This window comes from Rhizobium herbae (genome assembly GCF_017873135.1).
GTDB classification, from domain to species: Bacteria; Pseudomonadota; Alphaproteobacteria; order Rhizobiales; family Rhizobiaceae; genus Pararhizobium; species Pararhizobium herbae.
In genome coordinates, this window is sequence record NZ_JAGGJV010000002.1 from 348552 (window position 1) to 373008 (window position 24457).

Here is a 24457-nt window from a genome sequence, read left to right on the forward strand (position 1 = left end):
ACAGAAAAGCGAGATGCCGCAAGGCCTGACCGGCGCTTTACGCCGTCATCCCCAGTCGATGAGTTCTATAAAGCGGCAAGCAGGCGCCGGCGCGTTGGCTCGTCAACGAAGGCGGCGTCGATTGCCGTGCGTGTCATGCCGTTGATCTCGTCGTCGCTGAAACCCATCACCTGCGAGGCGATTTCGTATTCCTGTTTCAACGACGTGTGGAAGAACGGCGGATCGTCCGAGTTGAGCGTTACCCGGCAGCCGGCCTCATAAAGCGCGCGCAGCGGATGCGATGCGAAGTCCGGAAACACCTGCAGCGAGACGTTGGAGCCGGGGCAGGTTTCCAGCACCACGCCTTCGTCGGCGATCCGTTTGACGAGATCGGCATCTTCGATGGCACGTACACCATGGCTGATACGTGACGGACGCACATGGTCGAGCGCATCGCGGACGCTGAAGGCACCGGCCATTTCGCCGGCATGGATGGTAATGCCGAGACCGCAGTCGCGGGCGATATCGAAGGCACGCGTGAAATCCGCCACCTTGTGCATGCGCTCCTCGCCGGCAAGGTTGAAGCCGGTCACCAGCGGATGTTCGCGCTTGGCGGCGTAAAGCGCCGTGCGTTCCGCCGCTTCCGGTCCCATATGCCGGATGATGGTGATGATCATCCGGCCTTCGATACCGGTCTTTTCCTTCGCTGCCCCGATGCCGGCTGCAAGCCCGCGAAGATAGGCATCGCTACCGATGCCGATCGTGTTGCCGTGATCGGGCGAAACGATAATCTCGCTGTAGATCGTGCCCGCAGCTGCGAGCTCGGTCAGGTAGGCTTCCGCTAGGAGCGCGTAATCCTCTTCGGTGCGGAAAAGCTCGGCCACGGCATCGTAGCATTTGATGAAATGGCTGAAATCGGTCCAGACATAGGCGCCATCCCGAATGATGCCGCTGACGTCGACATTGTATTTGCGGGCCATCTCGATGGCGAGGGGAGGCGGAGCCGCGCCCTCGATATGGCAGTGCAGCTCGGCCTTCTTCAGATATGCGGTCACAGAAAACTTCTCCCATGGAGGCCTGGTTCAAGGCCCAGATGTTTGGCAACTGTCTCGCCGATGCCGGCGAAACCCGGCAGGACGCCGATCGATCGCGTGCGGATGCCCGGCCCGAAAACGAGGATCGGCACGCGCTCGCGGGTGTGGTCGGTGCCGCGCCAGGTGGGGTCGCAGCCATGGTCGGCCGTCAGGATGACGATATCGCCGGGTTTCAGCTTGCGGTCGAGGTCGGGCAGGCGTGCATCGAAGGCTTCGAGGGCCGCTGCATAACCGGGCACATCGCGGCGGTGGCCATAGAGCATGTCGAAATCGACGAAGTTGGTGAAGACCAGATCTCCGTCTTCGGCCTCGTCCATGACCTTCAGTGTCGCTTCGAACAGCTCCATGTTGCCATTGGCCTTGATCGTCCGACCGATCCCCTGATGGGCGAAAATGTCGGCGATCTTGCCGACCGCATGGACGGTTCGGTCCGCCGCCTTCAGCCGGTCGAGAAGGGTCGGTTCGGGTGGCAGCACCGAATAGTCCCGGCGGTTGCCGGTGCGGGTGAAATCCTTTGGCGTGGCGCCGATGAAAGGCCGGGCGATGACACGGCCGATATTGTAATCGTCGAGCAGGCGGCGCACCGTCTGGCACAATTCCAGCAGCCGTTCCAGGCCGAAGGAATGTTCGTGCGCGGCGATCTGGAAAACGGAATCCGATGAAGTGTAGCAGATCGGCTTGCCCGTGCGCATATGTTCATCGCCATACTGCGCAATGATGTCGGTGCCCGAGGCATGGCAATTGCCGAGAATACCGGGCACTTCGCCTTCGCGGCAGATCGCCTCGACCAGTTCGGCCGGAAAAGCATCGCCTTCCGCGGGAAAGTAACCCCAGTCGAAGGTCACCGGCGTCCCGGCAATTTCCCAGTGACCGGAGGGCGTATCCTTGCCGCGCGAGACTTCGCTGGCCGCGCCGTAGAGTCCGAAGACCCTTTCCGGCAGCGGCATGCCGGCGGGCAGGCGCTTGTTGGCGAGTTTTGCCGCATGCAGCAGGCCGAGCGCCGACATGTTGGGAAGCGTCAGCGGGCCTTGGCGCAGGCCCTCCCTGTCGCCGGCCCCCGCAGCGCAGAATTCGGCGATATGACCGAGCGTATCGGCGCCGTCGTCGCCAAAGGCGGCAGCATCCGGCGCTCCGCCGATGCCGAAGGAATCAAGAACGAACAGAAAGGCACGCGCCATGGATCACCCGGAATGCTGTCGCGGGCCGGGTTCCCTGTTGCAGGCGGCTTGCGGCAGAACAGTTGTTGTCCGTCTTCGCACGCTGTCGCAGCGGTTGAGACGAAGGCGCGAAGAAATACTCCGGGGCGGGGCAGATTGCAAATGACGGAACACTGGCGATGGGCCAGCGTCAAGCGCTAAGCCCCGCAACCGCTGCAGGCTATGGTGTCACCGACGCGCTGGCGCAAATAATAGGTCTTGGATATATGGATCTGCGACGGCACGACACCGGAGCTCCAATTCAGCAATTCCACGGTGTAGGGCACGTTTATCTCGGAGCGCACGATAAAGGTGCCTGTGGTTGAAATGTCGGTCGGAACGACGACCGTCGAGTCTTTTACATAGGGTGTCGTGGTGGTGACCAGTGCTGCGGTATAGTCCGCCGAAGGATCGAGCGTATCATTCTTCTTCCAGGACCAGCCACGCGACCACGCCACGACGCCAACCCCTGGTCCGGTAATTTTTATGCCCGTTACCTTCAGGACCGAAGCCGCAGGCAGCGGAAAGGGATCCATGATGCCTCTGAGGACTGGAGGCATACCGTCAAGCGTCGAAACCTTCATGGTGGTGCCATCCGGGGCCTGGGCAATCGTATCTGCAACCGTACTGGCAGCCCGGGCGACTTTGCGGGCGACGTTGAAGCCGGCACAGATTTCAAACGAGCCGACATAGGCCACGATCAGCAGCGGCAGGACGATCGTGAATTCGATTGCGCCCGTGCCCTTTCGGTCGCGCCAGAACGCCTTGAATGTCTCTGCGAATGTCTCTGCTTTTCCGGAAAGCATTGCGATGTGATGGCCGATTGTCGCTTTCATGGCAGTTCCCCCCTCAGTATTTTTCACTGCGGAACACTGCCGTCGCCGCCATAAGATAGTCGCTCGGCATACTGCTGCCTGCAGGGCGTAAATTGGTGGTATAGGCACGGTAATAGTCGACCGCGACAGGCCAGCGGTAATAGGCCCGCACGACGTTGACCGTCTGTGGCCCTCCCGGCGCGAACTTGAAACCGGTGGTATCGAGATCGGAACCGGCTGATGTCCCTTGCCGGGGAATGCCGGCCCGGATATTGGCAAAGTCGGCAAAGCTTCGGACGTCGATGAACAGCCGGCTCGCAGTTTTAGCCTCCGTGTCCGAACAGGTCATCAGGAGTGATATCTCGGCACAAAAAGCCTTTCGGAATTCTTCTTCCGACCAGTGTGCGGCCTCGCCTGTTCGCACCTTGCGGGCCATCGTATCGGTTGCATTGACAAAAAGCTGCTCCCCAATGAAGGCCGTAAAGGTTTCAAAAGGAGGGAACAGCGCCATCAGAAAAACCGGGACCAGTATCGCAAATTCAAGTGCCGAGGCGCCCGTCCTGTCCCTGGCGAGTCGTCGCAGAAAGCTATTGCCCCGCCGGTTGGCCGAATTGCCGGCCACGCTGACCTCGGAGGTCACATTCCGCTTTTTCAACATCTCGTCATTCCGTTCGGCCGCCGTAGGATTAAGGCAACTTAGAAAAGGACCATTGATATTTCGTATGCAAGAGCAGGGGAGATTTGAATATAAATGCTTACGGTGCGGTAAGGATTTGGCACCATGCCGACGGACGATCGCGCAAAGCAAAGTTGCTGCCTTGGGCTGTGGGACCTAGTTGCCCGTCGCGGCCTTCTGCGTGGTATGGACTTCGCAGTTCGGCGTGCAGGAGAGTACGGAACGGCTGGTCTGGCGGAAGACGCGAACAGTATTGCCTTCGTCGATCGAAACCAGGATGCGCTCATCAACGATGGCATTGCCGTCAATATCGAGAAGCACAAGATTGGTCGTGCCGAAGCTCCGTCCGGTCAGCACGATGGTCTTTGAATCTGCGACCGTCGCGTCGGCCACGTCCGAATTGCCGATGATGACTTTGCTGACGGGCCGGTCAAGCTTGAGAACGCGCGCATGGTCCATATAGACGCGCAGCATCTCGTCGGCAGCGTGAACAGGGCTCGCGACGAGAGGGGCGGTCAGGGCAAAGCTTGCGCAGGCCGTGGCCAGCAACCAGACGCCCGGGGCTGTATTTCGCGAATTCATGGCTGTTTCCTGACGATGCGGATAAGCCAGCATCCTCGTTTTTGGTGAATGAAGGGTTAAAGGCGCAACAGCCTCTGAGTGCATGCAAAATTGGCATTGCGTTTACCAAAAAGCCGGCCTGCCGCTGTTAAGGTTTAGATAACTGTTTTCCTTAAGACGATTGAAATTCGCACTGTGTAGTTTTGCTTCATCCGATCAACGGAAACAGTTGGCGGAAGTGCTGAACAACAAAGTGAAGTAGGAGAAATAACATGACCAAGATTTTCGCACGTTTCATGAAGGACGAGTCCGGCGCGACCGCGATCGAATACGGCCTGATCGCCGCCCTCATCTCCGTCGCCCTGATCACCGGCGCAACAACGCTCGGCAGCGCCCTCGACGCCAAGTTCACGGATCTCGGTACCAAGCTCAATGAAGCCGGCGCCACAACGCCGTAACAAGCGTTCTGATTTTATGTTAAGGCCGCCCGAATGGGCGGCTTTTTCATTTCGTCAATAGGATACGGATCCGTCGGATTCTCAAACCCTTAAACGCTTTACAGTATGAATTCATATGCAGCAGTGAGTGTCCGTCCAAGCTGGAGGGTGTCGAATTATGACCGAAGCCGCTATCTTTGTGATCTTCCCGCTTTGCCTGGCCTTCGCGGCGTTCTCGGATCTGTTCACCATGACGATCCCCAACCGGGTCTCGGCCATATTGTTGGGTGCATTTGTGCTGGTTGCGCCGCTGGCAGGCCTCGGCATCGCTGCCATCGGTGTGCATCTGGCGGCAGGGGTGATCGTTTTCTTCAGTTGCTTCGCGCTGTTTGCGCTCAATATCATGGGCGGCGGCGATGCGAAGCTGCTCACGGCGAGCGCCGTGTGGTTTGGCTTCAGTACGCCGCTGTTCGAGTTCCTCATCTATGTGTCGATCTTCGGCGGTCTCCTGACATTGCTGATCCTCGCGCTGCGCAGTTATGAAAACACCATCCTCGCGTCAGGATTTCGCGTGCCGCATCTGTTGTTTACGGCAAAGAAGGTCCCCTATGGCATCGCCATCGCTCTCGGCGGTTTTGTCGCCTATCCCTCATCGCCGCTGATGCAGGCTGCGCTCGCGCAGTCTCATTAATCTTTTCGTTCCATCCTGAACCCATCGCGTTGCTGCAGTGCATGGGCCGAATGTCGAATGCGCGTTTGTTGCGCAAATCATTTGTTAACCACGAATGTAAGCTGTCCGTTAACTATAATTACACCAATTCCTGATCATTCTGCTGCGAGCATATTCTCGGACTGCAGGGAAAGATCATGAAACCGGTGCGCGTTATTATTCTGGCGGTGGCTGTCGTATCGGCAGGCCTGGCTGGATTCCTGGCACTCAAGCTGACCAGCGGCAAGACCGTCATCAGCACAGCCGAGCCGGTCATCGAACGCGAACCGACCGTCAATGTTCTCGTTGCCAGCAAGAGCCTGCCCGTCGGTTCAAGGCTCGATCCGGATGCCGTCCACTGGATTTCCTGGCCGAAAGACGGCGTTGTCGATGGATTGATCACCGAAGAGCTCCGCCCGAACGCGGTGACGGATCTTCAAGGCGTCGTCGTGCGTCTGCCGATTTTCAACGGCGAACCCGTGCGCCAGGAAAAGATCGCCGATTCCTCAAGCCGGATCATGTCTTCGCTGCTTCCCGCCGGCAAGCGCGCCGTTGCCACGGAGATTACCGTCGCGACCGGCGCCGGCGGCTTCATCCTTCCGAATGATCGTGTCGACGTGATCATGGTGCGCAAGACCGATGACGGTTCCTTTCTCACGGAAACAGTTCTCAGCAATGTTCGCGTCCTCGCAATCGATCAGCAGGTCGAGGAAAAGGACGATGGGTCCAAGTCGGTGGTCGGGACGACCGCCACGTTGGAACTGACGCCGGACCAGTCGAAAGTCATGACCGTTGCCCAGCAGATGGCCGAACGCCTGTCGCTGGCGCTGCGCAGCATTGCCGACGCGCAAGAGCCGGATACCACCGCGGCGGACTATCTGCTCAGCGGTGATGGGCGTCCTTCCATCCAGGTCATCAAATCGGGCTCAATCGTCAAGAGCGATGACAGCTCATCCATGGGCCAAACGAAATAATGTGTGAGCGGGAGCGGAACGTGAACCGGATCGGAAACAAACTTCGTAGCTCTATCGCCGGCGGGCTGGCCTTCTGCCTGGCCTTTTCCGGCTTGCCCGCCCAGACGTTTACCGCGGAGGCGGCATCTGAATCGGTGGTGCGCATCGTCAATAGCGGCCCCGGAGTGAAAAGGACCATCAAACTGGGCCTGAACAAGGCAATCGTTGTCGACCTTCCGGCCGACGCTCACGATATCCTGGTTGCCGATCCCAGCCTGGCCGATGCCGTGACCCGTACCTCGCGGCGCATCTATCTCTTCGGCAAAACCGTCGGACAAACGAATATCTTCGTCTTCGGTCCGAACGGCGAAGAAATCGTCAGCCTCGACCTCGAGATCGAGCGTGATATTGCCGGTCTGGAAGCCAATTTGCGGCGGTTCCTGCCAGATTCCGATATCACCGTTGAAATCATCTCGGACAATATCGTGCTGACCGGCACTGTCCGGACCCCGCTTGATTCCACCCGCGTCGAAGAACTCGCAAGGGCTTTCATCAAGGGTGGTGAAGCAACAACCCGCAATATCACGGCAGAAGGCAATGCCGGCAGCACCGCGGATATTTTCGCCGAAGACCGCCAGGAATCCCAGATCGTCAATCTTTTGAAGATTGATGGCGAAGATCAGGTCATGCTGAAGGTAACGGTGGCAGAAGTTTCTCGACAGGTGCTCAAGCAGCTCGGCTTCAGCGGTTCCATCAAGAGTTCGACGAGTGGTGATGGCATTACCTTCCGCAACCCGGCCAACCTGGGCAATGCCGTCAACGCGATATCGTCAACCTTTACCGGCTCCATCGGCTCAGGTTCGATGGGCTTTGCAAGCTACTTCAACGCAATGGAGCAGGCGGGCGTTATGCGCACTCTGGCGGAGCCAAGTTTGACAGCCATTTCCGGCAAGAAGGCCAGCTTTTCCGTGGGCGGCGAGTATCGCCTGCCATCGGAACAGGAAATTGACGAGGACGGCGCAATATCGCGAACCCATGAGACGGTGGAGTACGGCATCGGTCTGGATTTCACGCCTGTCGTACTCGGGCCCGGCCGTATCAGCCTGGAAATATCGACGGAAGTTTCGGAGCCCACTTTCGATGGGTCCGTCGTCAACGCCAATGCTGTCAACGTCCCAGGTCAGACCTACATGTCGATCCGCCGCCGCAAGGCATCCACCAGCGTCGAACTTCCGTCAGGCGGTTCTATCGTGATCGGCGGTCTGGTGCAGGACAACATCCGTCAGGCCATGTCCGGCCTTCCCGGGGCCTCCAAAATTCCCATCCTTGGCACATTGTTCCGCTCGAAGGACTTCATCCGCAACGAGACCGAACTTGTCATCATCGCGACGCCGTATTTGGTGAAGCCGGTGGCGCGCGGCGAGCTTTCGCGGCCGGATGATAATTTCAACCCGACCGATGATCTGTCCAGCGCGTTTCTGGGCGAAGTCAATCGCATCTACGGCAACCGTCAGGCTGCCCCTGCAGGGCAGTATCACGGCAATGTCGGCTTCATCTACAAATAGGCGGGAACGGACATGACAAAGACGATCATCCTGAACCGCAATCTGAAAAGGCACTCGACCATGCGGCCAAATGCTTCCCATCGCCTTGCGCGCGCGTTCGCGATCGGCATGTTGCTGATGGCAGGCACGAGCCTTGCCGGCTGCGCCAACCGCGACGACATGTCGACCGGGGCCTTGCCGGACGACTATCGCACGCGCCATCCGATTGTGATCGCCGAAGCCGAACATTCGATCGACGTGCCGGTCGCGTCGAGCGACCGGCACCTGACAAAGGGCGCGCGTGACGTTATCCGCGGTTTCGCATCGGGCTACATCGATTCCGCGACGGGCAGCATTCAGATTCTGCTGCCAAGCGGCTCCGCCAATGCCTACGCCGCATCCGCGCTCCGCAGGGAAATCCGTGGCGTACTCGTCGATGTCGGCATCCCGGCGACGCGCCTGATCGAAGTCAGCTATCAAGCGGGCTCCAATGGCGATGCTGCGCCGATCCGCCTGACCTACACAGCGATCACTGCAAAAACCGAGCCCTGCGGCAACTGGCCGAAGGACCTTGTTGCCAATACGGTCCAGAACAAGAACTACGAGAATTTCGGCTGCGCCAGCCAATCGAACCTTGCGGCGCAGATTGCCAATCCGATGGACCTGATCGGTCCGCGCCAGATGTCGCCGATCGATGCCGTCCGGCGAGGTCAGGTCATCAAGGACTATCGCGGGATCGACACCGGCGAAGACTAGACGATCGTCATTGGCGGCAATTGACCAATTCGGGAAGCTTGACGGGACAGCACCATGAGCACGATTGACTACAAGATCGAGACCGGAATAGCCGGCGAACCGGAAGGGATCAGCTCGAATGACGTCGATCATTTGCGGCCGCTTCCGCGGATCTCCGTGCATGCCTTCTGCGAAACGGAGGGGCTGCTGCGGGTTATGGAACGTTGCGGCCAAGACAGGCGAATGGCGAAGGTCACGCTGAGGATCAACAGTGGCACGATTGCCGCCGCCGCCAGCATGTTCTCGACAACGCCGACGCCAAACCTGATCATTCTGGAAACAGCAACCGAGCCGCGCCTGCTGATGGAAGAACTTGCCCCGCTGGCGGCGGTTTGCGATCCCAGCACAAAAGTCGTCATCATCGGCCGTTACAACGATATCCCGCTTTATCGCGACCTGATCCGCAACGGCATTTCCGAATATATCGTCGCACCGGTTGCCATGCCTGATATCCTGGGTGCCATTGCCGGTATCTTCGTCGATCCGGAAGCCGAACCGCTTGGCCGCAGCATTGCCTTCATCGGCGCCAAGGGCGGTGTCGGTTCATCGACGCTTGCGCACAATTGTGCCTGGGGCATCTCCAACCTGTTCTCCACCGAGGTCGTGCTTGCCGATCTCGATCTGCCTTATGGTACGGCCAATATCAATTTCGACCAGGATCCGCCGCAGGGCATTTCCGAAGCGGTTTTTTCCCCGGAGCGCCTCGACGAAGTCTTCCTCGACCGTCTTTTGACCAAGTGTTCGGAGCACCTGTCGCTGCTTGCCGCCCCCTCCATGCTCGATCGACCCTATGATTTCGATGCGACGGCGTTCCAGCCGCTGATGGAAATCCTGCTGCGCAATGCGCCGGTGTCGATACTCGACGTGCCGCATCTCTGGGCCGACTGGACGCGCACGGTGCTGGCGGAAGCCGACGAGGTCGTGATAACCGCCGTGCCCGACCTTGCCAATCTGCGCAACGCCAAGAATCTTTTCGATTCGCTGAAGAAAATCCGGCCAAACGACAAGGCGCCGCACCTGGTTCTGAATCAGGTCGGCATGCCGAAACGCCCGGAAATATCGCCGTCCGATTTCTGCGATTCGCTCGAGATCGAGCCGGTCGCGATCATCCCGTTCGATGCCGTGCTGTTTGGAAACGCTGCCAACAGCGGCCGAATGATCGCCGAGATCGACAAGAAGGCGCCGACGGCTGAAACCTTCTCCCAGCTCGCACATCTGGTGACCGGCAGGGTGACAGCCAAGAAAGCCAAGAAGAGCGGGCTTGGCAAGATGCTCGGAATGCTTGGACGCAAGTAACTGACAGTCAAACGAAAACCGGATTGAGCGCATGTTTGGTAAACGAGGAAACGAAGGCTTCGGCAAGGGGGGCTCCATCAGTCCTCCTGTGCAATCGAGCATGCCGGCTTCTGCTTCGGTGGCCGTCGTCGAGCGGCCGGCTGCGCCCGTACTTGCCGAACCTGCCCGTGAAACGATGCCTGTTATGCGTGGGCAGCCGTCGCCCCCGCCTGTCCGTAAAAAGGCTGTCCGTACCGAGGACTATTACGACACCAAATCCCAGGTGTTCTCGGCGCTGATCGATACGATCGATCTTTCACAGCTTGCCAAGCTCGATACGGAGAGTGCGCGCGAGGAAATCCGCGACATTGTCAACGACATCATCACGATCAAGAATTTCGCGATGTCGATCTCCGAGCAGGAAGAGCTGCTCGAGGATATCTGCAACGACGTTCTGGGTTATGGTCCATTGGAGCCGTTGCTCGCACGCGACGATATCGCCGACATCATGGTCAACGGTGCCGGCCAGACCTTCATCGAAGTCAACGGCAAGACCATCGAATCCGAGGTTCGTTTCCGCGACAACGCTCAGCTTCTGTCGATCTGCCAGCGCATCGTCTCCCAGGTCGGCCGCCGGGTCGATGAATCGAGCCCGATCTGCGACGCCCGTCTTCCCGACGGCAGCCGCGTCAACGTCATTGCCCCGCCGCTTGCCATCGACGGTACGGCGCTCACCATTCGTAAGTTCAAGAAGGACAAGCTGAAGCTCGACCAGCTGGTCAAGTTCGGTGCGATCACGCCGGAAGGCGCCGTTCTTCTCCAGATCATCGGTCGTGTCCGCTGCAACGTCGTCATCTCCGGCGGTACCGGCTCCGGCAAGACCACGCTTTTGAACTGCCTGACCGGTTACATCGATCTGGAAGAGCGTGTCATCACCTGCGAGGATACGGCCGAACTCCAGCTGCAGCAGCCGCACGTGGTCCGCCTCGAAACCCGCCCGCCGAACATCGAGGGCGAGGGCGAGATCACCATGCGTGACCTCATCAAGAACTGCCTGCGTATGCGGCCTGAACGCATTATCGTCGGCGAAGTGCGCGGACCCGAGGTTTTCGATCTGTTGCAGGCCATGAACACAGGTCACGACGGCTCGATGGGCACCATCCACGCCAATACGCCGCGTGAATGCCTCAGTCGTATGGAATCGATGATCGCCATGGGCGGCTTTACCCTGCCTGCCAAGACCGTGCGCGAGATCATCGCCGGTTCGATCGACGTTATCATCCAGGCTGCGCGTCTGCGCGATGGCTCGCGCCGCATCACCCACATCACCGAGGTGGTCGGCATGGAAGGCGACGTGATCATCACCCAGGATCTGATGCGTTATGAGATGGAAGGCGAAGACGCCAACGGCAAGATCATCGGCCGACACAAATCGACGGGCATCGGCCGTCCGCATTTCTGGGATCGCGCTCGCTATTTCAACGAAGACAAGCGGCTGGCCGCAACGCTCGATGCGATGGAAAAGGACTGAGGGGCCTTCATGTTCGGAATAGACATCACCATCCTGGCGATCGTCGGCCTCGTTGCACTTGCAACGGCGGGGCTAGCCTATGGAATTCTATTCACGCGCATCGAAACCGAGAAGAAAGCCGAGAGCCGCGTCCGCAAGGTAAAATCTGCCGAAGTCGACAGGGTCACAGTAAAAGCCGCGCGGGACCGTATGAACGAGACCTCGAAGCGGCGAAAGTCCGTACAGGATTCTCTGAAGGATCTCGAAAAGAAACAGCAGGAAAAATCGGCCAAGGCCAAACCGACAATGAAGATCCGGCTGATGCAGGCGGGTCTGAGGATTTCGATTGCGCAGTTTTACATTGCCAGTGTGGTCTTTGGTGTCGTCGCCAGCGTCATGGCGCTGATCGCCGGTGCGACACTGCCCATTGTTGCAGGAATTTTTCTTATCGGCACAGCCGGCTTTCCGCGCTGGTTCGTCAATTTCATGATCAAGCGTCGCTGCAAGGCGTTCCTGAATGAGTTTCCGAATGCGCTCGACGTCATGGTGCGATCGATCAAGTCCGGTCTGCCGCTGAACGACGCCATCAGGCTGATCGCCGGCGATGGCCAGGAGCCGGTCAAGACCGAGTTCAAGCGCATCATCGAGGCACAGCAGGTCGGCTTGAATATTCCGGAAGCCTCCGCACGCATGATCAACAGCATTCCTCTGCCGGAGGTCAATTTCTTTGCCATCGTCATCGCCATCCAGGCTCAGGCCGGCGGCAATCTCTCGGAAGCGCTGGGCAATCTCGGCAAGGTGCTGCGCGAACGCAAGAAGATGAAGGCCAAGGTCCAGGCGCTGTCGATGGAAGCCAAGGCGTCAGCCTACATCATCGGTGCGCTGCCGTTCATCGTCTCCTTCCTCGTGTACATGACATCGCCCGCCTACATGATGATCCTTTTCACCGATCCACGCGGCCACATCATCATGGGCTGCTCGGCGGTGTGGATGAGCATCGGCATCTGGGTCATGCGCAACATGATCAACTTCGATATCTAGGAAAGACGCGGTATGAACGAGGGGCTGATCAATACGCTGACTGATCCGAATATCATCGTCGCCTTTCTGGTGTCGGTGGCGGTGCTGGCAACATTCTACTCGCTGGCAGTTCCCTTTTTTGAGAAAGGAAATCTGGACAAGCGGATGAAATCTGTCGCCACGGAGCGCGAATTGATCCGGGCCCGCGAACGCGCCCGTCTGAACAGCGAAACGGCAGGCAGCAAGGCGTCGCTGCGTGCGCAGAACAATACCTCGATCCGGCAGATCGTCGAGCGGCTCAATCTGCGCAAGGCGCTGGTGGACGACAAGACTGTCAACCGGCTGAAATCGGCTGGTTACCGCTCGCAGAACGCGCTGAACACATTCCTGGTTGCGCGTTTCTGCCTGCCATTCGTGTTTCTTGCCGTCGGTGCCTTCTATATTTTCTTTCTCGGTTACCTTGCGGACAAGTCGCTCCCGGTGCGAATGTTTGTGGTGATCGGCATCGCCTATGCAGGCTTCTATGCGCCGAACATCTTTGTTTCCAACGCGGTCACCAAACGACAGCACTCGATCCGCAGGGCTTGGCCGGATGCGCTCGACCTGCTGCTGATCTGTGTGGAATCGGGGATCTCCATGGAGCTCGCCATGCGGCGCGTGGCCGACGAGATCGCCTCGCAGTCGCCGCCGCTTGCCGAAGAGCTGGTTCTGACCACGGCGGAACTGTCGTTTCTCCCGGATCGTCGCATCGCACTTGAAAACCTGGGCACAAGAACCGGGCTCGACGATGTGAAGTCCGTCATGCAGGCCCTGATCCAGGCCGATCGCTACGGCACGCCGATTGCCCAGGCCTTGCGCGTCCTGGCGCAGGAAAGCCGCGACCAGCGCATGAACGCGGCCGAGAAAAAAGCGGCAGCGCTGCCGCCCAAGCTGACCGTGCCGATGATCCTGTTCTTCCTGCCGGTCCTGATCGCCGTCATCCTCGGCCCGGCGGGCATCCAGGTCTCCGACAAGTTCTAGGAACGTCATCGCACAAAATGAACACGACTTGAGGCACTGCCGCGATGTTACGGCAGTGCCTTTTGATGGGCAGGTTATTTCGCAGCGCCGGACTCCGCTGGGAAGTCCGTGGAGGCGGCGAGATCGCGCCAATCAGCCAGTTCCCTGGCGACATCGACATTCTTCGCCTCGATCGCTGCAATGGTGTCGGTGCCGAACGGCATGCGCAGCGGCGGATTTTCGACGCTGGCCAGCACGATCATCGCCTTGGCAAGCCTGGCCGGATCACCGGGCTGGCCGTGGTTCTTGCCGGCGGCGAAGTCGCGCATGGCGCCGGCGGGCGTCTGCTCGTAGTCCGGGATCGAACTGGGGCTGATGGCAAGCGAAGTTTCATCGAGGAAGTCGGTGCGGAAAAAGCCCGGCTCGGCGACGGTGACATTGATCCCCAGCGGCTTCACCTCTATCGCCAGCGATTCAGAAAGACCTTCGATGGCAAACTTCGTCGAGCCGTAGACGCCCCATCCCGGGAAGCCGACATAGCCGCCGATCGATGAAATGTTGATCACATGACCCGAGCGCTGACGGCGCATATGCGGCAGTACCGCTCGGGTCACCTTCAAAAGACCGAAGACGTTGGTCGCATACAGCTTCTCGATTTCCTCGGCCGTTGCCTCCTCGACGGCACCGAGCAGGCCGTAGCCGGCATTGTTGAGCAGGATGTCGATCTTGCCGAAGCGCTTGACGGCCGCTTGAGCGGCGGCATGGGCCTGCTTCTCGTCGGTGACATCAAGGGAGACGGCAAGGAGGTTTGGATGATTGCCGAACCTGTCAAGGACCGCTTGCGGGTTACGCGCCGTCGCAACGACTGCGTCGCCCGTATTCAGGGCTTCCTGGGTAATGAGGGCGCCGAAGCCGCGGGACGCACCGGTGATGAACCATACACGCATGACGATTTCCTTTCGTCGTTGAAATTTGCTTGCAGGAACAAGGTAGCCAGATACGATAGGTGAGATAAGCCGCTTTCTCTTCCATGATTCAGTGAGGAAATCTCATCAATGCGCAGGATCCGCGCCGCCGATCTGTCCGTCTTCCTGGCGATCGCCCAACACCGCAGCTTCCGCAGGGCTGCGGGCGATCTCGGTGTCACGGCATCGGCGCTTAGCCACGCACTGAGGGCTACCGAGGAACGGCTGGATGTTCGGTTGGTCAACAGGACGACGCGCGGCGTCGGCCTGACGGAGGCCGGTGAGCGGTTGCTCGAACGTATCCGGCCGGCCTTTCTTGATATCGACGCAGCACTCGAGGAACTCGATACGTTCCGCAGTCAGCCTCTCGGAAAGTTGAGGATCAACGCCCCGCGCGCTGCAGCCAAGCTCGTACTGCTGCCGATCATTGCCCGCTTTTTAAGGGAAAATCCCGCGGTAGAGGTCGAGGTCGTTGTCGATGATGCCCTTGTCGAGATGGTCTCCGGCGGCTTCGATGCGGGTGTCCGGTTTGGCGAGACGATCGCAGCCGATATGATCGCGGTTCCGATCGGCCCGCGTCATCGCTTCCTTGTCGTCGGTTCGCCGGATCATTTCGAGCAGCACGGCAAACCCGTCACGCCCTACGATCTGAAAAACCATCCCTGCATTCGATACCGGTTTGCCAGCGGCGCATTCTATCGATGGGAATTCGAGCGGGGCGGCGCTGAGCTGGGCATCGATGTTCAAGGACCGCTGACGCTCGGCGATCAGGATACGATGCTGCTGGCGGCGCTGGAGGGTGCCGGACTGGCCTATGTCTTCGAAAGTCAGGTCGTGGAGTTGATATCAGCGGGCAGGCTGGTCAGCGTACTGGAAGATTGGTGCCCGTATTACCCGGGCTTTTTCCTCTATTATCCCAGCCGGAGGCAGTTGCCTGGGCCGCTACGCGCTTTCCTGGATTTCGTGAAATCGAAGCGATAGCCGAAAATGGCTTCCGTTAGTTCGTATTCTTGTCTTCCTTGGACAGCTTCTGCCAGGCGTTCTGCTGCGACATGATCGAGCGCAGATATTTGACGTTGGCTTCCGCCTGGTCCGGCGAGAGTTCCTGGCGGGCGATCTGCTCAGCCTCGGGAAAACGTCCCTGCAGGCCGATGGCGAGCGCCAGGTTCTGCCTGACGCTGCTATCGGCGCCAGGTTGGCCGACTGCGGAGCGCAGATAGGTTTCCGCCGTTTTTAAATCCTTGGCAAGCAGATAGGACATGCCGAGATTGGACAGCACCGTCGGTTCGTTTGGCTGGATGTCGAGCGCCTCGCGATAGCGCTGGCGCGCCTCCGGCGCGCGGCCGAGCTGATCGAGGATCGCGCCTTCGGCCGATTTCAGCTTCCAATCCGGCCGGTCAGGCGTCTGGGCGCGGGAAATCGTGTCCAGCGCCTGTTCCAGCTGCCCCGCGGCGGCTTGCGACTTTCCATAAGCCGCCAGCACTTCGCGATCGGTCGGGAAATTGATCGCGACCTGCTGCATCACTGCCAGCGCTTGATCGTTGCGGCCTGTCATCCTCAGCATATTGGCATAGTTCAGGCCGGCGGTGCGATCCTTTGGATTGCGCTCATAGGCCTTGCCGATGCTTTCCGCTGCTGCCGAAAGCTCCGTGGCGTTCATCGACTGAACCGGCTTGGAGAAATTGGCGGAGGGAATGGAGCCTGTCGTCAGCTCCTTCTTCTGCGCCGCGCAGCCGGCCAGCGCCAAGGCGATAAACGCCATCGCGGTGCCCCGCAGGAGCCTACGGCTGGAATGAGACGTTTGTCCGCGTGAGTTCATTGCCAATGCCCCTAAGCATTTGTTCAAGCACCGGACGCAATCCCCAACACATCGGCGCAATCTTCACTCCAGCAATAATCTGTTAACCCTAACAGAGCGTTAATCGGGTGATTCTGCACCGTGCCTTCTGAAGGATTTTCATGGCCTCCTATCAATTCATCGACCGTCCGTCGCCATTCAACACCAGTGCCGGCAAGACCTTGCCGATCTTCGCGGTGACGCCCGCCCATATCGACCTCGGCGCCATTGATCCGATTGCGCTCGACTGGGCGCGCAAGGCTGGGTTCAAGGCCGAATCCGGCGCGGTCCTGCTGATCCCGTCCGAGGACGGTCACCTCGGTGGAGCGCTGTTCGGGCTCGGCGCCAATCCCTCCGAAGCACCGTTCCTCACCGGTAAGTTGGCGCGCACGTTGCCTGCCGGCAAATGGCATATCGAGACCGCTCCGCTGACGGCCAACCGGCTGGCGCTCGGCTTTGGCCTCGGCTCCTACCGCTTTGAGCGTTACAAGGCCGCGGCGAGCGAAGCACCGACCTTGATGATTCCGGCAGACGCCGATGCCGCCGATATCAAGCGCCAGATCGCCGGTGTTTTTCTTGCCCGTGACCTTATCAACATGCCCACCAACGACATGGGCCCGAATGCCCTGGAAGACGCGTTCCGGGCGCTCGGCGAACACTACAAGGCCAAGGTTTCGGTCGTCTCCGGCGACGATCTGCTGAAGCAGAATTTCCCGCTGATCCATACGGTCGGCCGCGCCAGCGCCGAAGCGCCGCGCCTGTTGGAAATGCGCTGGGGCAAGAAAGGCCATCGCAAGGTGACGCTGGTCGGCAAGGGTGTCTGCTTCGATACAGGCGGCCTCGACATCAAGCCGGCGGCCTCCATGCTTTTGATGAAGAAGGATATGGGTGGCGCTGCCAATGTCATGGGCCTGGCGCTGATGATCATGGACGCCAAGCTGAAGGTCGACCTGCGCGTGCTGGTACCCGTCGTCGAGAACTCGATCTCCGCCAATGCCTTCCGTCCGGGTGACATCTACCGCAGCCGCAAGGGCCTGACGGTCCAGATCGACAATACTGATGCCGAAGGACGGCTGATTCTCGCCGACGCGCTCGCCTATGCGGACGAGGAGGAGACCGACCTTTTGATCGATATGGCGACGCTGACAGGTGCTGCCCGCGTCGCGCTCGGTCCGGACCTGCCGCCGTTCTACACCGATGACGAGGATCTGGCTGACGATCTAACGGAATCAAGCCTGACGGTGGATGATCCCATGTGGCGCATGCCTCTCTACAAGGGGTACGAGAAGGATATCTCGGCCCGCATAGCCGACCTGACCAACGCACCTTCCGGCGGCATGGCAGGTTCGATCACGGCGGCGTTGTTCCTGAAGCGCTTCGTTACCAACGCAAGGAGCTGGGCCCATTTCGACATCTTCGGCTGGGCGGCGGCGGAACGGCCGCATTCGCCGCTGGGTGGCGAGGCACAGGCCATCCGCGCATTGTATCATTTGATTGCGAAGGGGAAGAAGTAGGGGAGAAAGGCATTGTGATCTCTTCTCCCTCAAGGAGGGAGAAGAGAGAGCCCGGCAATCTCGTCTGCTTTGCGAGCCTGCGACTATTCGTTGATCAGCCGCTTCAACAGCTCGATCTCGTGCGACAGCTTGGTATCGCCGGTGATCAGATCCTCGATTTTGCGCACGGCATGCAGCACCGTCGTATGGTCGCGTCCGCCGAAACGGCGGCCGATTTCCGGGAAGGAGCGGGGGGTCAGCGTCTTTGCCAGATACATGGCGATCTGGCGCGGCTTGACGATGACGCGGGTGCGGCGGTTAGACACCAGTTCCTGGCGCGAGACGTTATAGTGCTTGGCAACGACACGCTGGATGTCCTCGATGCGCACCCGGCGCGGCTCGCCGGCATTGACCAGATGGCCGAGCAGTTCGTCGACGCGTTCGATCGACAGCGTCGGTTCAAACGAGAGACGGAAGAGCAGCTGGTTGAAGGCGCCTTCGAGTTCGCGGCCGCTGGCCGTGATGTTGCGGGCGACATGGCTGAGAATGGCGGCTGGAATATCGAGAGAAGCATCATCCAGGCGGGCGACTTCGAGGCGGCGCTTGAGGATTTCGAGACGCATCTCGTAATCCGGGCCTTCCATCTCGATGGCAACGCCGCCCTGAAGGCGCGAACGGACGCGCGGATCGAGCGATTCCAGTTCCCACGGCGCACGGTCGGCGGCAACGACGACCTGCTTGGCGCTGTCGAGCAGCATGTTGAGAAGATGGCAGAATTCATGCTGGATCGATTTCCCCTGCAGAAACTGCATGTCGTCGATGACCAGGAGATCGATATTGCGCAGGGTTTCCTTCAGGGACAGCGCATCATTGTCGCGAATGGCTGTTGCGAACCGCCACATGAAATATTCCGCCGTCAGATAGACGACGCGGGGTGCCCGCGCGCTCTGGATCGCGGCAGTGGCGATCGCCTGCAACAGGTGTGTCTTGCCGAGACCGACCGTCGAATGGATGAACAGCGGATTGAAGCGCACGGCGCCGGCGCCGGCTTCGGCGATCGTCTTGGCGGCCGCAAGCGCGACGCGGTTCGAAGAACCCTCGACGAAGCTCTCGAATGTGTAGCGTGAATCCAGCGGCGAACCGAACAGCGGTCCGGCGACCGGTTGCATCTTCTGAAGATTGCCGACCGTGGCGGCAGCATGATGGGCAAGGGTCTGCGGCGCGGACCGGCGCGAAGACGACAGCGTCGCCGTATCTCCGTGGTTTGCCTGGGGCGCGTCCTCTTGAAGGCCGGGTCGAACACTGCGCGTTGCGCTGCGCACCAGGATTTCCACCTTCAATATCTCGGCATCCTCCTGCTGGAAGATGTTGGTGATCTGGTCAAGGTAACGGTTGTTGATCCACGACTTCAGAAACGTCGTGGGAACAGACAGCCGCACAACGCTCTTGGAGACTGAGTGAAGCTTCAGCCGGCCGAACCAGCTGGCAAAAACATCAGGGCCGACCTGGGCTTTCAAACGCGCACTGACCCGCTCGAAAAGTGCGCTATGCATCATGTCGCCCTTGTCCCCCGCCGTAACGTCAGACTGCTTTTGAGCGATCTGGCGTGCATTCTCCCCATTCTCGAACACAATCGCCGCCGTCACCGAATTATTAAGCATATTGCCGCCTTCCAATATCATTCCGCGACGCCGCCATTGCTGCCGGCGTCAGCCTTTATGTTTGTCTCGTGCGGCCCTTTTAAAGGCATGCCGCCCAATTCAAACGTTCACCGTGCCCCAAGAGGAACCCTCATCCTCCCCTTCCGGCCCGGTTTTGTGCAAATTCATTCGGCTAACGCCAAACGCATGTCCCGTTTGCACAGTTTCATTTCAGCGTCCGGAAAGGCCTCGTATCCTCGTCCGGTCCGCCCAGTCCATTGGCCCTCCCAACCCTCGTTACAAGAAGGGCAGGCCAGTTGCCGTGATTGCGTCCTCATCCGCATTCCGGCTAGTAGCGCAACGCGGCGAAACCGCCGCGGCGCGTTGTCCGGCATATCGGGCTCTTCATCCAATACAACCATAAGTCGCAAGGCATCGCCCCGGGCAAACAATGTTGCACGGCTGAAAACGCCTTTACTGATTGATGGAACGTTGTGGAACCACCCCGGTACAGAAGGTTTAAGTGGAATTGCGCCGCCCGTTGAAGGGTGGCCTTTCCATCTTGTCCACAGGTATGTCCCGCGCCTTCTGTGAGAGGCATTTAGGCAGGATCGTGACACAAGATCAATCGCGAATTTTAACACTCGGGAAGCGCTGGGCGTTGACTCTCATAGCGTGTCCTGCATCGGCAGGCAGCTTGCGGAAGAGAATCGCTTTTGAATCAAGGGCTTTGAATTTTCGCCCGGAAGTTAGCTGGCGAAAAACAAATAAAATAAAAAATTCCTTGACTCGCCATACGCCTCAACAGGCTCCGGCTGGAGGTGGACGGGTCCGAGCATCCTCCTGCAAGTATTTGATTTCATTTAAAATATTTTGTCACCGCCGTGACATAATAACTTGCACAAGGATTAACCATCAATCGGGATTCAGTCCGAATCGGAAAAGCCCGGTCGCAGGACCGGGCTAATTCATTGATGATATTTTAGTAAGCCGGCTTAGGCCGAAAGCGACTTTACGCGGTTCGCGAGACGCGACACCTTGCGCGATGCCGTATTGGCATGCAGCACGCCCTTGGTGGCAGCGCGCATCAGTTCCGGCTGGGCAGCCTTCAGGGCTGCCTGGGCCAGGATCTGGTCGCCCGAAGCGATGGCTTCTTCGACCTTGCGGATGAAGCCGCGAACGCGCGAACGGCGGGACTTGTTGACTTCCGTGCGGCGTGCGATCTTGCGGGTCGCTTTTTTCGCCGAAGTTGTATTGGCCATTTGGTGTCTCTCTTCGAAATCTGACAAAAACTCTCAACCGCCGTGCCGGGTCACTGCGACCTGTCGTCCAAGCAAGTAGGGAGCAATATCGGAAAACCTTGGAGCGGCTTTCCAAACTGTGGGCGGCATATAGCCTTAAACACCGTCTGCGTCAACGCGCTATTTTTGAAAACGTGGCGCACGGGACTTCCTCGTCGGCTAAGCTATTTCTGGCATTTCGGGCAGTGGAAGGTCGAGCGCCCTGCCTGAACGACACGGGTGACGGTACCGCCGCAGCCCGGTGTCCGGCAAGGCTCGCCTTCGCGATCGTAGACCGAGAACGAATGCTGGAAATAGCCAAGCGTACCGTCCGTCTGGATATGGTCGCGTAGCGAAGACCCGCCGGCAGCGATGGCATCGGCGATCACGGCGCGGATGGCCTCGGTCAAGAGAGCCAGTGTCTGCCTGGGCTTTCCATTGGCATCCACCAGCGTGCCGGCGGCCCGCAGGGGTGACAGACCGGAACGCCACAGCGCCTCGCAGACGTAGATATTGCCAAGCCCGGCAATGTTCTTCTGGTCGAGCAGCGCCGACTTCAGCGGCTGCGCCTTGCCGGCGAACCGTGCGGCCAGATAGGCGGCATCGAGCACGTTGCCGGTCGGTTCCTCGCCGAGATCTCGGAAGAAGGCGTGGCTGGCGAGCGTATCGCGCCGGGTGATGTCCATGAAGCCGAAGCGGCGCGGGTCGTTGTAGATGACACGGGCAGGGCCGTTTAAGCCTTCCAGATGGAAAACGACATGGTCGTGCTTTTCGCTTTTACCGCGCGGATGATGGAAATCTCCGGGTGTCTCCGGTGCCGTGCCATCTTCTACTCGAAAAGAACCGGACATGCCGAGATGAGCGATAATGACATCGCCACCCTCAAGGTCGATCAAAAGGTATTTCGCCCGCCGCCCGAGCGAGATGATGCGCCGGCCGGAAACCAGCGTGGAGAAATCGGCAGGGAAGGGGAAGCGCAGGTCCGGCCGGCGCAACTCGGCGCGGACCAAGAGCGCGCCCTCCATGGCAGGTGTCAGGCCCCGCCTGACAGTTTCCACCTCGGGAAGTTCCGGCATTCACGTCTCCTTGCCCCGATCGTCCGGGGTCATTTGGCAATTCCATTCGCCGCGCACATATCCTATAGCAGGCCGGTCTTAACCACGGGCGCGAATGCCGCAGGCCGCCATCTGCCGCAGAGATAGCGTGGATGAAACGAATTCGCTATGGTCGGTACAACAGCGATGGAACGGAGTATGTCTTGATGACTGGTGAGCGCACGTCTGCCGATGGCGGCATGGAAACCTCCTACGGGTTTCGCCAGGTTGGCCAGGGCGAGAAGCAGGCGCTCGTCAACGACGTCTTCCACAAGGTCGCCAAGCGCTACGACATCATGAACGATGTCATGTCCATGGGCCTGCACCGGGCCTGGAAGGACGCGATGATCGCTTCGCTCAATCCGCGCCGCTCCGAGGACTACAAGGTTCTCGATGTTGCAGGCGGTACCGGTGATATTGCTTTCCGCATCGTCGAGGCGTCGGACCGCAAGGCGCATGCAACCGTGCTTGACATTAATGGTTCGATGCTGGCGGTCGGCGCCGAACGCGCCGAAAAGAAGGGTCTTTCGCCCAATCTCACCTTCGTCGAGGCCAATGCCGAGGAGCTGCCGTTCGAGGCCAATTCCTTCGATGCCTATACGATCGCCTTCGGCATCCGCAACGTGCCGCGCATCGACGTGGCGCTCGCCGAAGCCTATCGCGTTCTGAAGCGCGGCGGTCGTCTGCTCGTCCTTGAGTTCTCGGAAGTCGAGATGCCACTGCTCGACAAGGTCTACGATGCCTGGTCGTTCAACGCGATCCCGAAGTTCGGCAAGATGGTCACCGGCGATGCCGAGCCCTATCAGTATCTGGTGGAATCGATCCGCAAGTTCCCCAACCAGCGCGATTTCGCTGCGATGATCACCAAGGCCGGCTTCTCGCGTGTCACCTTTACCAATTATACTGCCGGCATTGCCGCGCTGCATTCCGGCTGGAAGATCTGACGCATGATACCCATTCTCGTGAAGTGCTCTGAGGCGCTGCCCCTGCGCGGCGGCAGGTTGTCATGAGCACGCCCGGAGCTTATGCCCGCCTGGTACGGATCGGCTGGGTGCTGGTGCGCGAAGGCGTGGTCTCGGCCTTGCCGTCGGAAAACCTGCCGGCGCTGCCGAAGGCCGCGCAATCCTTCGCCGGCCTTTTCGCGCGCCGTCGTGCAAAAAAGGAAGACCGTAGCGACCGGCTTGCCCGGGCCATCGAGCGGCTTGGTCCGTCCTATGTGAAGATCGGCCAGTTTCTCGCCACCCGTCCCGATGTCGTCGGCGCCGATTTCGCCCAGGATCTGTCCTTCCTGCAGGACCGGATGGCGACCTTTCCGGTGGAGGAGGCGCGTGCCGCGGTCGAAGGCTCGCTCGGCCGTCCGGTGGCCGACCTTTATGCTCATTTCGGCGAGCCGATCGCCGCCGCCTCGATCGCCCAGGTTCATCCGGCGATGGTGCTGCGCGATGGCGTCGAGGAAAAAGTCGCGGTCAAGGTCATCCGCCCCGGCGTGCGCCAGCGTTTTGCCCATGATCTGGAAGCGATGTTCCTGGTGGCCGGGCTTCAGGAGCGTTTCCTGCCCCATACTCGCCGTCTGCGCCCGGTCGAAGTGACCAAGACGCTGGAGCAGACCACCAAGATCGAGATGGACCTGCGGCTCGAGGCAGCGGCCCTGTCGGAGTTGGGCGAGAACGCCGCCGATGATCCGGGCTTCCGCGTGCCGAAGGTCGATTGGGAACGGACCGGCCGCGACGTCGTGACGATGGAGTGGGTCGACGGCACCAAGATGTCGGATGTCGAGGGCCTGCGCCGCGCCGGTCACGATCTCAACGGGCTGGCGGACACGTTGATCCAGTCCTTCCTGCGCCACACCCTGCGCGACGGCTTTTTCCATGCCGACATGCACCAGGGCAATCTCTTCGTCGATCCGAAGGGCATGATCGTCGCCGTCGATTTTGGGATCGTCGGTCGTCTCGGCAAGAAGGAGCGCCGGTTCCTCGCCGAAATCCTCTATGGCTTCATCACCCGCGACTACCGCCGCGTCGCCGATGTGCATTTCGAGGCCGGTTACGTGCCCGGCCACCATGACGTCGCAAGCTTCGCCCAGGCGATCCGCGCCATCGGTGAGCCGATCCACGGCCAGCCGGCCGAAACCATCTCCATGGCCAAGCTGCTGACGCTGCTCTTCGAGGTGACTCAGCTCTTCGACATGGAAACGCGGCCGGAACTGGTCATGCTGCAGAAGACCATGGTCGTCGTCGAAGGCGTCGCCCGCACGCTCAATCCGCGCTTCAACATGTGGAAGGCCTCCGAGCCGGTGGTTGGCGGCTGGATCCGCGACAATCTCGGTCCCAAGCGCATTCTGGGGGACCTCAGGGAAGGGCTTCACGCGGCTGTCAGGCTTGCAGAAGCGGCGCCGGAAATTGCTGCGAAAACGGAGCGGTTTTCCCGCGAGATCACGGCCATGGCAGAAAACGGCCTGCGTTTCGACGCGCAGACTGCCGAAGCCATCGGCCGCTCGGAAGCCCGCCACAGCCGCTCGGGCCGTGTAGCGCTCTGGGTCATCGCGCTGACACTTGTCTACATCGCCTGGCGGGTTTTTTGATCTT

The 24457-nt window shown here is 59.8% G+C and carries 23 protein-coding genes; 13 read left to right on the forward strand and 10 right to left on the reverse strand.

Annotated features, from left to right (window positions below; all coding sequences use genetic code 11):
• Positions 1-65: 65 nt before the first annotated feature.
• The 5 genes from J2Z75_RS06935 to J2Z75_RS06955 form a co-directional block, all read right to left on the reverse strand.
• Positions 66-1034, reverse strand: coding sequence for an adenosine deaminase (locus J2Z75_RS06935; protein WP_209849676.1), 969 nt, complete (start codon positions 1032-1034; stop codon positions 66-68).
• A complete protein-coding gene (locus J2Z75_RS06940; protein WP_209849679.1) occupies positions 1031-2251 on the reverse strand; it encodes a phosphopentomutase in 1221 nt (406 codons plus the stop codon). The genes J2Z75_RS06935 and J2Z75_RS06940 overlap by 4 nt, the downstream gene beginning before the upstream one ends.
• A gap of 176 nt (positions 2252-2427) precedes the next feature.
• The gene (locus J2Z75_RS06945; RefSeq protein ID WP_209849682.1) at positions 2428-3105 is read right to left on the reverse strand and encodes a TadE/TadG family type IV pilus assembly protein; all 678 of its coding nucleotides are present in this window, start codon (positions 3103-3105) and stop codon (positions 2428-2430) included.
• A 13-nt stretch (positions 3106-3118) separates the two neighbouring features.
• Positions 3119-3742, reverse strand: coding sequence for a TadE/TadG family type IV pilus assembly protein (locus J2Z75_RS06950; RefSeq protein ID WP_234937202.1), 624 nt, complete (start codon positions 3740-3742; stop codon positions 3119-3121).
• A 174-nt stretch (positions 3743-3916) separates the two neighbouring features.
• Positions 3917-4342 carry a pilus assembly protein N-terminal domain-containing protein gene (locus tag J2Z75_RS06955; RefSeq protein WP_209849685.1) on the reverse strand — a complete coding sequence of 142 codons (426 nt, stop codon included), beginning with the start codon at positions 4340-4342 and terminating at the stop codon, positions 3917-3919.
• Between the two features lie 251 nt (positions 4343-4593).
• On the opposite strand from J2Z75_RS06955, the gene J2Z75_RS06960 reads away from it, so the two are divergent.
• From J2Z75_RS06960 to J2Z75_RS07000, 9 genes are all read left to right on the forward strand, one after another.
• Positions 4594-4779 (forward strand): Flp family type IVb pilin, encoded by a 186-nt coding sequence (locus J2Z75_RS06960; RefSeq protein WP_209849688.1) that lies wholly within the window; start codon positions 4594-4596, stop codon positions 4777-4779.
• Positions 4780-4936: 157 nt separating this feature from the next.
• Positions 4937-5449: an A24 family peptidase gene (locus tag J2Z75_RS06965; protein ID WP_209849691.1), complete on the forward strand. Its 513-nt coding sequence runs from the start codon at positions 4937-4939 to the stop codon at positions 5447-5449.
• Between the two features lie 176 nt (positions 5450-5625).
• Positions 5626-6441, forward strand: a complete 816-nt coding sequence (gene cpaB, locus J2Z75_RS06970) for a Flp pilus assembly protein CpaB (protein WP_209849694.1) — start codon at positions 5626-5628, stop codon at positions 6439-6441.
• Between the two features lie 20 nt (positions 6442-6461).
• Positions 6462-7985, forward strand: a complete 1524-nt coding sequence (locus J2Z75_RS06975) for a type II and III secretion system protein family protein (protein ID WP_407692744.1) — start codon at positions 6462-6464, stop codon at positions 7983-7985.
• 108 nt (positions 7986-8093) lie between these two features.
• Positions 8094-8720, forward strand: coding sequence for a CpaD family pilus assembly protein (locus J2Z75_RS06980; RefSeq protein ID WP_234937234.1), 627 nt, complete (start codon positions 8094-8096; stop codon positions 8718-8720).
• Between the two features lie 54 nt (positions 8721-8774).
• Positions 8775-10055 (forward strand): AAA family ATPase, encoded by a 1281-nt coding sequence (locus J2Z75_RS06985; protein WP_209849703.1) that lies wholly within the window; start codon positions 8775-8777, stop codon positions 10053-10055.
• 31 nt (positions 10056-10086) lie between these two features.
• A complete protein-coding gene (locus J2Z75_RS06990) occupies positions 10087-11565 on the forward strand; it encodes a CpaF family protein (protein ID WP_209849706.1) in 1479 nt (492 codons plus the stop codon).
• A 9-nt stretch (positions 11566-11574) separates the two neighbouring features.
• Positions 11575-12585, forward strand: coding sequence for a type II secretion system F family protein (locus tag J2Z75_RS06995; protein ID WP_209849710.1), 1011 nt, complete (start codon positions 11575-11577; stop codon positions 12583-12585).
• Positions 12586-12597: 12 nt separating this feature from the next.
• The gene (locus J2Z75_RS07000) at positions 12598-13584 is read left to right on the forward strand and encodes a type II secretion system F family protein (protein ID WP_209849713.1); all 987 of its coding nucleotides are present in this window, start codon (positions 12598-12600) and stop codon (positions 13582-13584) included.
• A 74-nt stretch (positions 13585-13658) separates the two neighbouring features.
• On the opposite strand, the gene J2Z75_RS07005 is transcribed toward J2Z75_RS07000, so the two are convergent.
• Positions 13659-14510: an oxidoreductase gene (locus tag J2Z75_RS07005; RefSeq protein WP_209849716.1), complete on the reverse strand. Its 852-nt coding sequence runs from the start codon at positions 14508-14510 to the stop codon at positions 13659-13661.
• A 108-nt stretch (positions 14511-14618) separates the two neighbouring features.
• Between J2Z75_RS07005 and J2Z75_RS07010 the strand changes: the two genes are divergently transcribed.
• Positions 14619-15509 carry a LysR family transcriptional regulator gene (locus J2Z75_RS07010; protein ID WP_209849719.1) on the forward strand — a complete coding sequence of 297 codons (891 nt, stop codon included), beginning with the start codon at positions 14619-14621 and terminating at the stop codon, positions 15507-15509.
• A 16-nt stretch (positions 15510-15525) separates the two neighbouring features.
• On the opposite strand, the gene J2Z75_RS07015 is transcribed toward J2Z75_RS07010, so the two are convergent.
• Positions 15526-16347, reverse strand: coding sequence for a tetratricopeptide repeat protein (locus J2Z75_RS07015; RefSeq protein WP_209849722.1), 822 nt, complete (start codon positions 16345-16347; stop codon positions 15526-15528).
• A gap of 140 nt (positions 16348-16487) precedes the next feature.
• Between J2Z75_RS07015 and J2Z75_RS07020 the strand changes: the two genes are divergently transcribed.
• Entirely contained in the window at positions 16488-17879 is a 1392-nt protein-coding gene (locus J2Z75_RS07020; RefSeq protein ID WP_209849724.1) for a leucyl aminopeptidase family protein, read from the forward strand.
• Positions 17880-17962: 83 nt separating this feature from the next.
• Here the strand turns inward: J2Z75_RS07020 and dnaA are convergent, their stop codons facing one another.
• The 3 genes from dnaA to mutM form a co-directional block, all read right to left on the reverse strand.
• The gene (gene dnaA, locus J2Z75_RS07025; protein WP_234937235.1) at positions 17963-19414 is read right to left on the reverse strand and encodes a chromosomal replication initiator protein DnaA; all 1452 of its coding nucleotides are present in this window, start codon (positions 19412-19414) and stop codon (positions 17963-17965) included.
• Between the two features lie 1079 nt (positions 19415-20493).
• Positions 20494-20760, reverse strand: a complete 267-nt coding sequence (rpsT, locus tag J2Z75_RS07030) for a 30S ribosomal protein S20 (RefSeq protein WP_209849731.1) — start codon at positions 20758-20760, stop codon at positions 20494-20496.
• A 203-nt stretch (positions 20761-20963) separates the two neighbouring features.
• On the reverse strand, positions 20964-21854 hold the full coding sequence (gene mutM / locus J2Z75_RS07035) for a bifunctional DNA-formamidopyrimidine glycosylase/DNA-(apurinic or apyrimidinic site) lyase (RefSeq protein ID WP_209849733.1): 891 nt from the start codon (positions 21852-21854) through the stop codon (positions 20964-20966).
• 185 nt (positions 21855-22039) lie between these two features.
• Between mutM and ubiE the strand changes: the two genes are divergently transcribed.
• Together ubiE and ubiB are read left to right on the forward strand one after the other, a co-directional pair.
• Positions 22040-22816, forward strand: a complete 777-nt coding sequence (gene ubiE, locus J2Z75_RS07040) for a bifunctional demethylmenaquinone methyltransferase/2-methoxy-6-polyprenyl-1,4-benzoquinol methylase UbiE (RefSeq protein WP_209850662.1) — start codon at positions 22040-22042, stop codon at positions 22814-22816.
• A 62-nt stretch (positions 22817-22878) separates the two neighbouring features.
• Positions 22879-24453 carry a 2-polyprenylphenol 6-hydroxylase gene (ubiB, locus tag J2Z75_RS07045; protein ID WP_209849735.1) on the forward strand — a complete coding sequence of 525 codons (1575 nt, stop codon included), beginning with the start codon at positions 22879-22881 and terminating at the stop codon, positions 24451-24453.
• The last annotated feature ends 4 nt before the right edge of the window (positions 24454-24457 follow it).

Excerpts from the sequence above, each read along its gene's own strand:
- J2Z75_RS06940 (WP_209849679.1), bottom strand. The coding sequence starts at position 2,251 with ATGGCGCGTGCCTTTCTGTTCGTTCTTGATTCCTTCGGCATCGGCGGA.
- J2Z75_RS06945 (WP_209849682.1), bottom strand. The coding sequence starts at position 3,105 with ATGAAAGCGACAATCGGCCATCACATCGCAATGCTTTCCGGAAAAGCA.
- J2Z75_RS06950 (WP_234937202.1), bottom strand. The coding sequence starts at position 3,742 with ATGTTGAAAAAGCGGAATGTGACCTCCGAGGTCAGCGTGGCCGGCAAT.
- J2Z75_RS06955 (WP_209849685.1), bottom strand. The coding sequence starts at position 4,342 with ATGAATTCGCGAAATACAGCCCCGGGCGTCTGGTTGCTGGCCACGGCC.
- J2Z75_RS06960 (WP_209849688.1), top strand. The coding sequence starts at position 4,594 with ATGACCAAGATTTTCGCACGTTTCATGAAGGACGAGTCCGGCGCGACC.
- J2Z75_RS06965 (WP_209849691.1), top strand. The coding sequence starts at position 4,937 with ATGACCGAAGCCGCTATCTTTGTGATCTTCCCGCTTTGCCTGGCCTTC.
- cpaB (WP_209849694.1), top strand. The coding sequence starts at position 5,626 with ATGAAACCGGTGCGCGTTATTATTCTGGCGGTGGCTGTCGTATCGGCA.
- J2Z75_RS06980 (WP_234937234.1), top strand. The coding sequence starts at position 8,094 with ATGTTGCTGATGGCAGGCACGAGCCTTGCCGGCTGCGCCAACCGCGAC.
- J2Z75_RS06985 (WP_209849703.1), top strand. The coding sequence starts at position 8,775 with ATGAGCACGATTGACTACAAGATCGAGACCGGAATAGCCGGCGAACCG.
- J2Z75_RS06990 (WP_209849706.1), top strand. The coding sequence starts at position 10,087 with ATGTTTGGTAAACGAGGAAACGAAGGCTTCGGCAAGGGGGGCTCCATC.
- J2Z75_RS06995 (WP_209849710.1), top strand. The coding sequence starts at position 11,575 with ATGTTCGGAATAGACATCACCATCCTGGCGATCGTCGGCCTCGTTGCA.
- J2Z75_RS07000 (WP_209849713.1), top strand. The coding sequence starts at position 12,598 with ATGAACGAGGGGCTGATCAATACGCTGACTGATCCGAATATCATCGTC.
- J2Z75_RS07005 (WP_209849716.1), bottom strand. The coding sequence starts at position 14,510 with ATGCGTGTATGGTTCATCACCGGTGCGTCCCGCGGCTTCGGCGCCCTC.
- J2Z75_RS07010 (WP_209849719.1), top strand. The coding sequence starts at position 14,619 with ATGCGCAGGATCCGCGCCGCCGATCTGTCCGTCTTCCTGGCGATCGCC.
- J2Z75_RS07015 (WP_209849722.1), bottom strand. The coding sequence starts at position 16,347 with ATGAACTCACGCGGACAAACGTCTCATTCCAGCCGTAGGCTCCTGCGG.
- J2Z75_RS07020 (WP_209849724.1), top strand. The coding sequence starts at position 16,488 with ATGGCCTCCTATCAATTCATCGACCGTCCGTCGCCATTCAACACCAGT.
- dnaA (WP_234937235.1), bottom strand. The coding sequence starts at position 19,414 with ATGATGCATAGCGCACTTTTCGAGCGGGTCAGTGCGCGTTTGAAAGCC.
- rpsT (WP_209849731.1), bottom strand. The coding sequence starts at position 20,760 with ATGGCCAATACAACTTCGGCGAAAAAAGCGACCCGCAAGATCGCACGC.
- mutM (WP_209849733.1), bottom strand. The coding sequence starts at position 21,854 with ATGCCGGAACTTCCCGAGGTGGAAACTGTCAGGCGGGGCCTGACACCT.
- ubiE (WP_209850662.1), top strand. The coding sequence starts at position 22,040 with ATGACTGGTGAGCGCACGTCTGCCGATGGCGGCATGGAAACCTCCTAC.
- ubiB (WP_209849735.1), top strand. The coding sequence starts at position 22,879 with ATGAGCACGCCCGGAGCTTATGCCCGCCTGGTACGGATCGGCTGGGTG.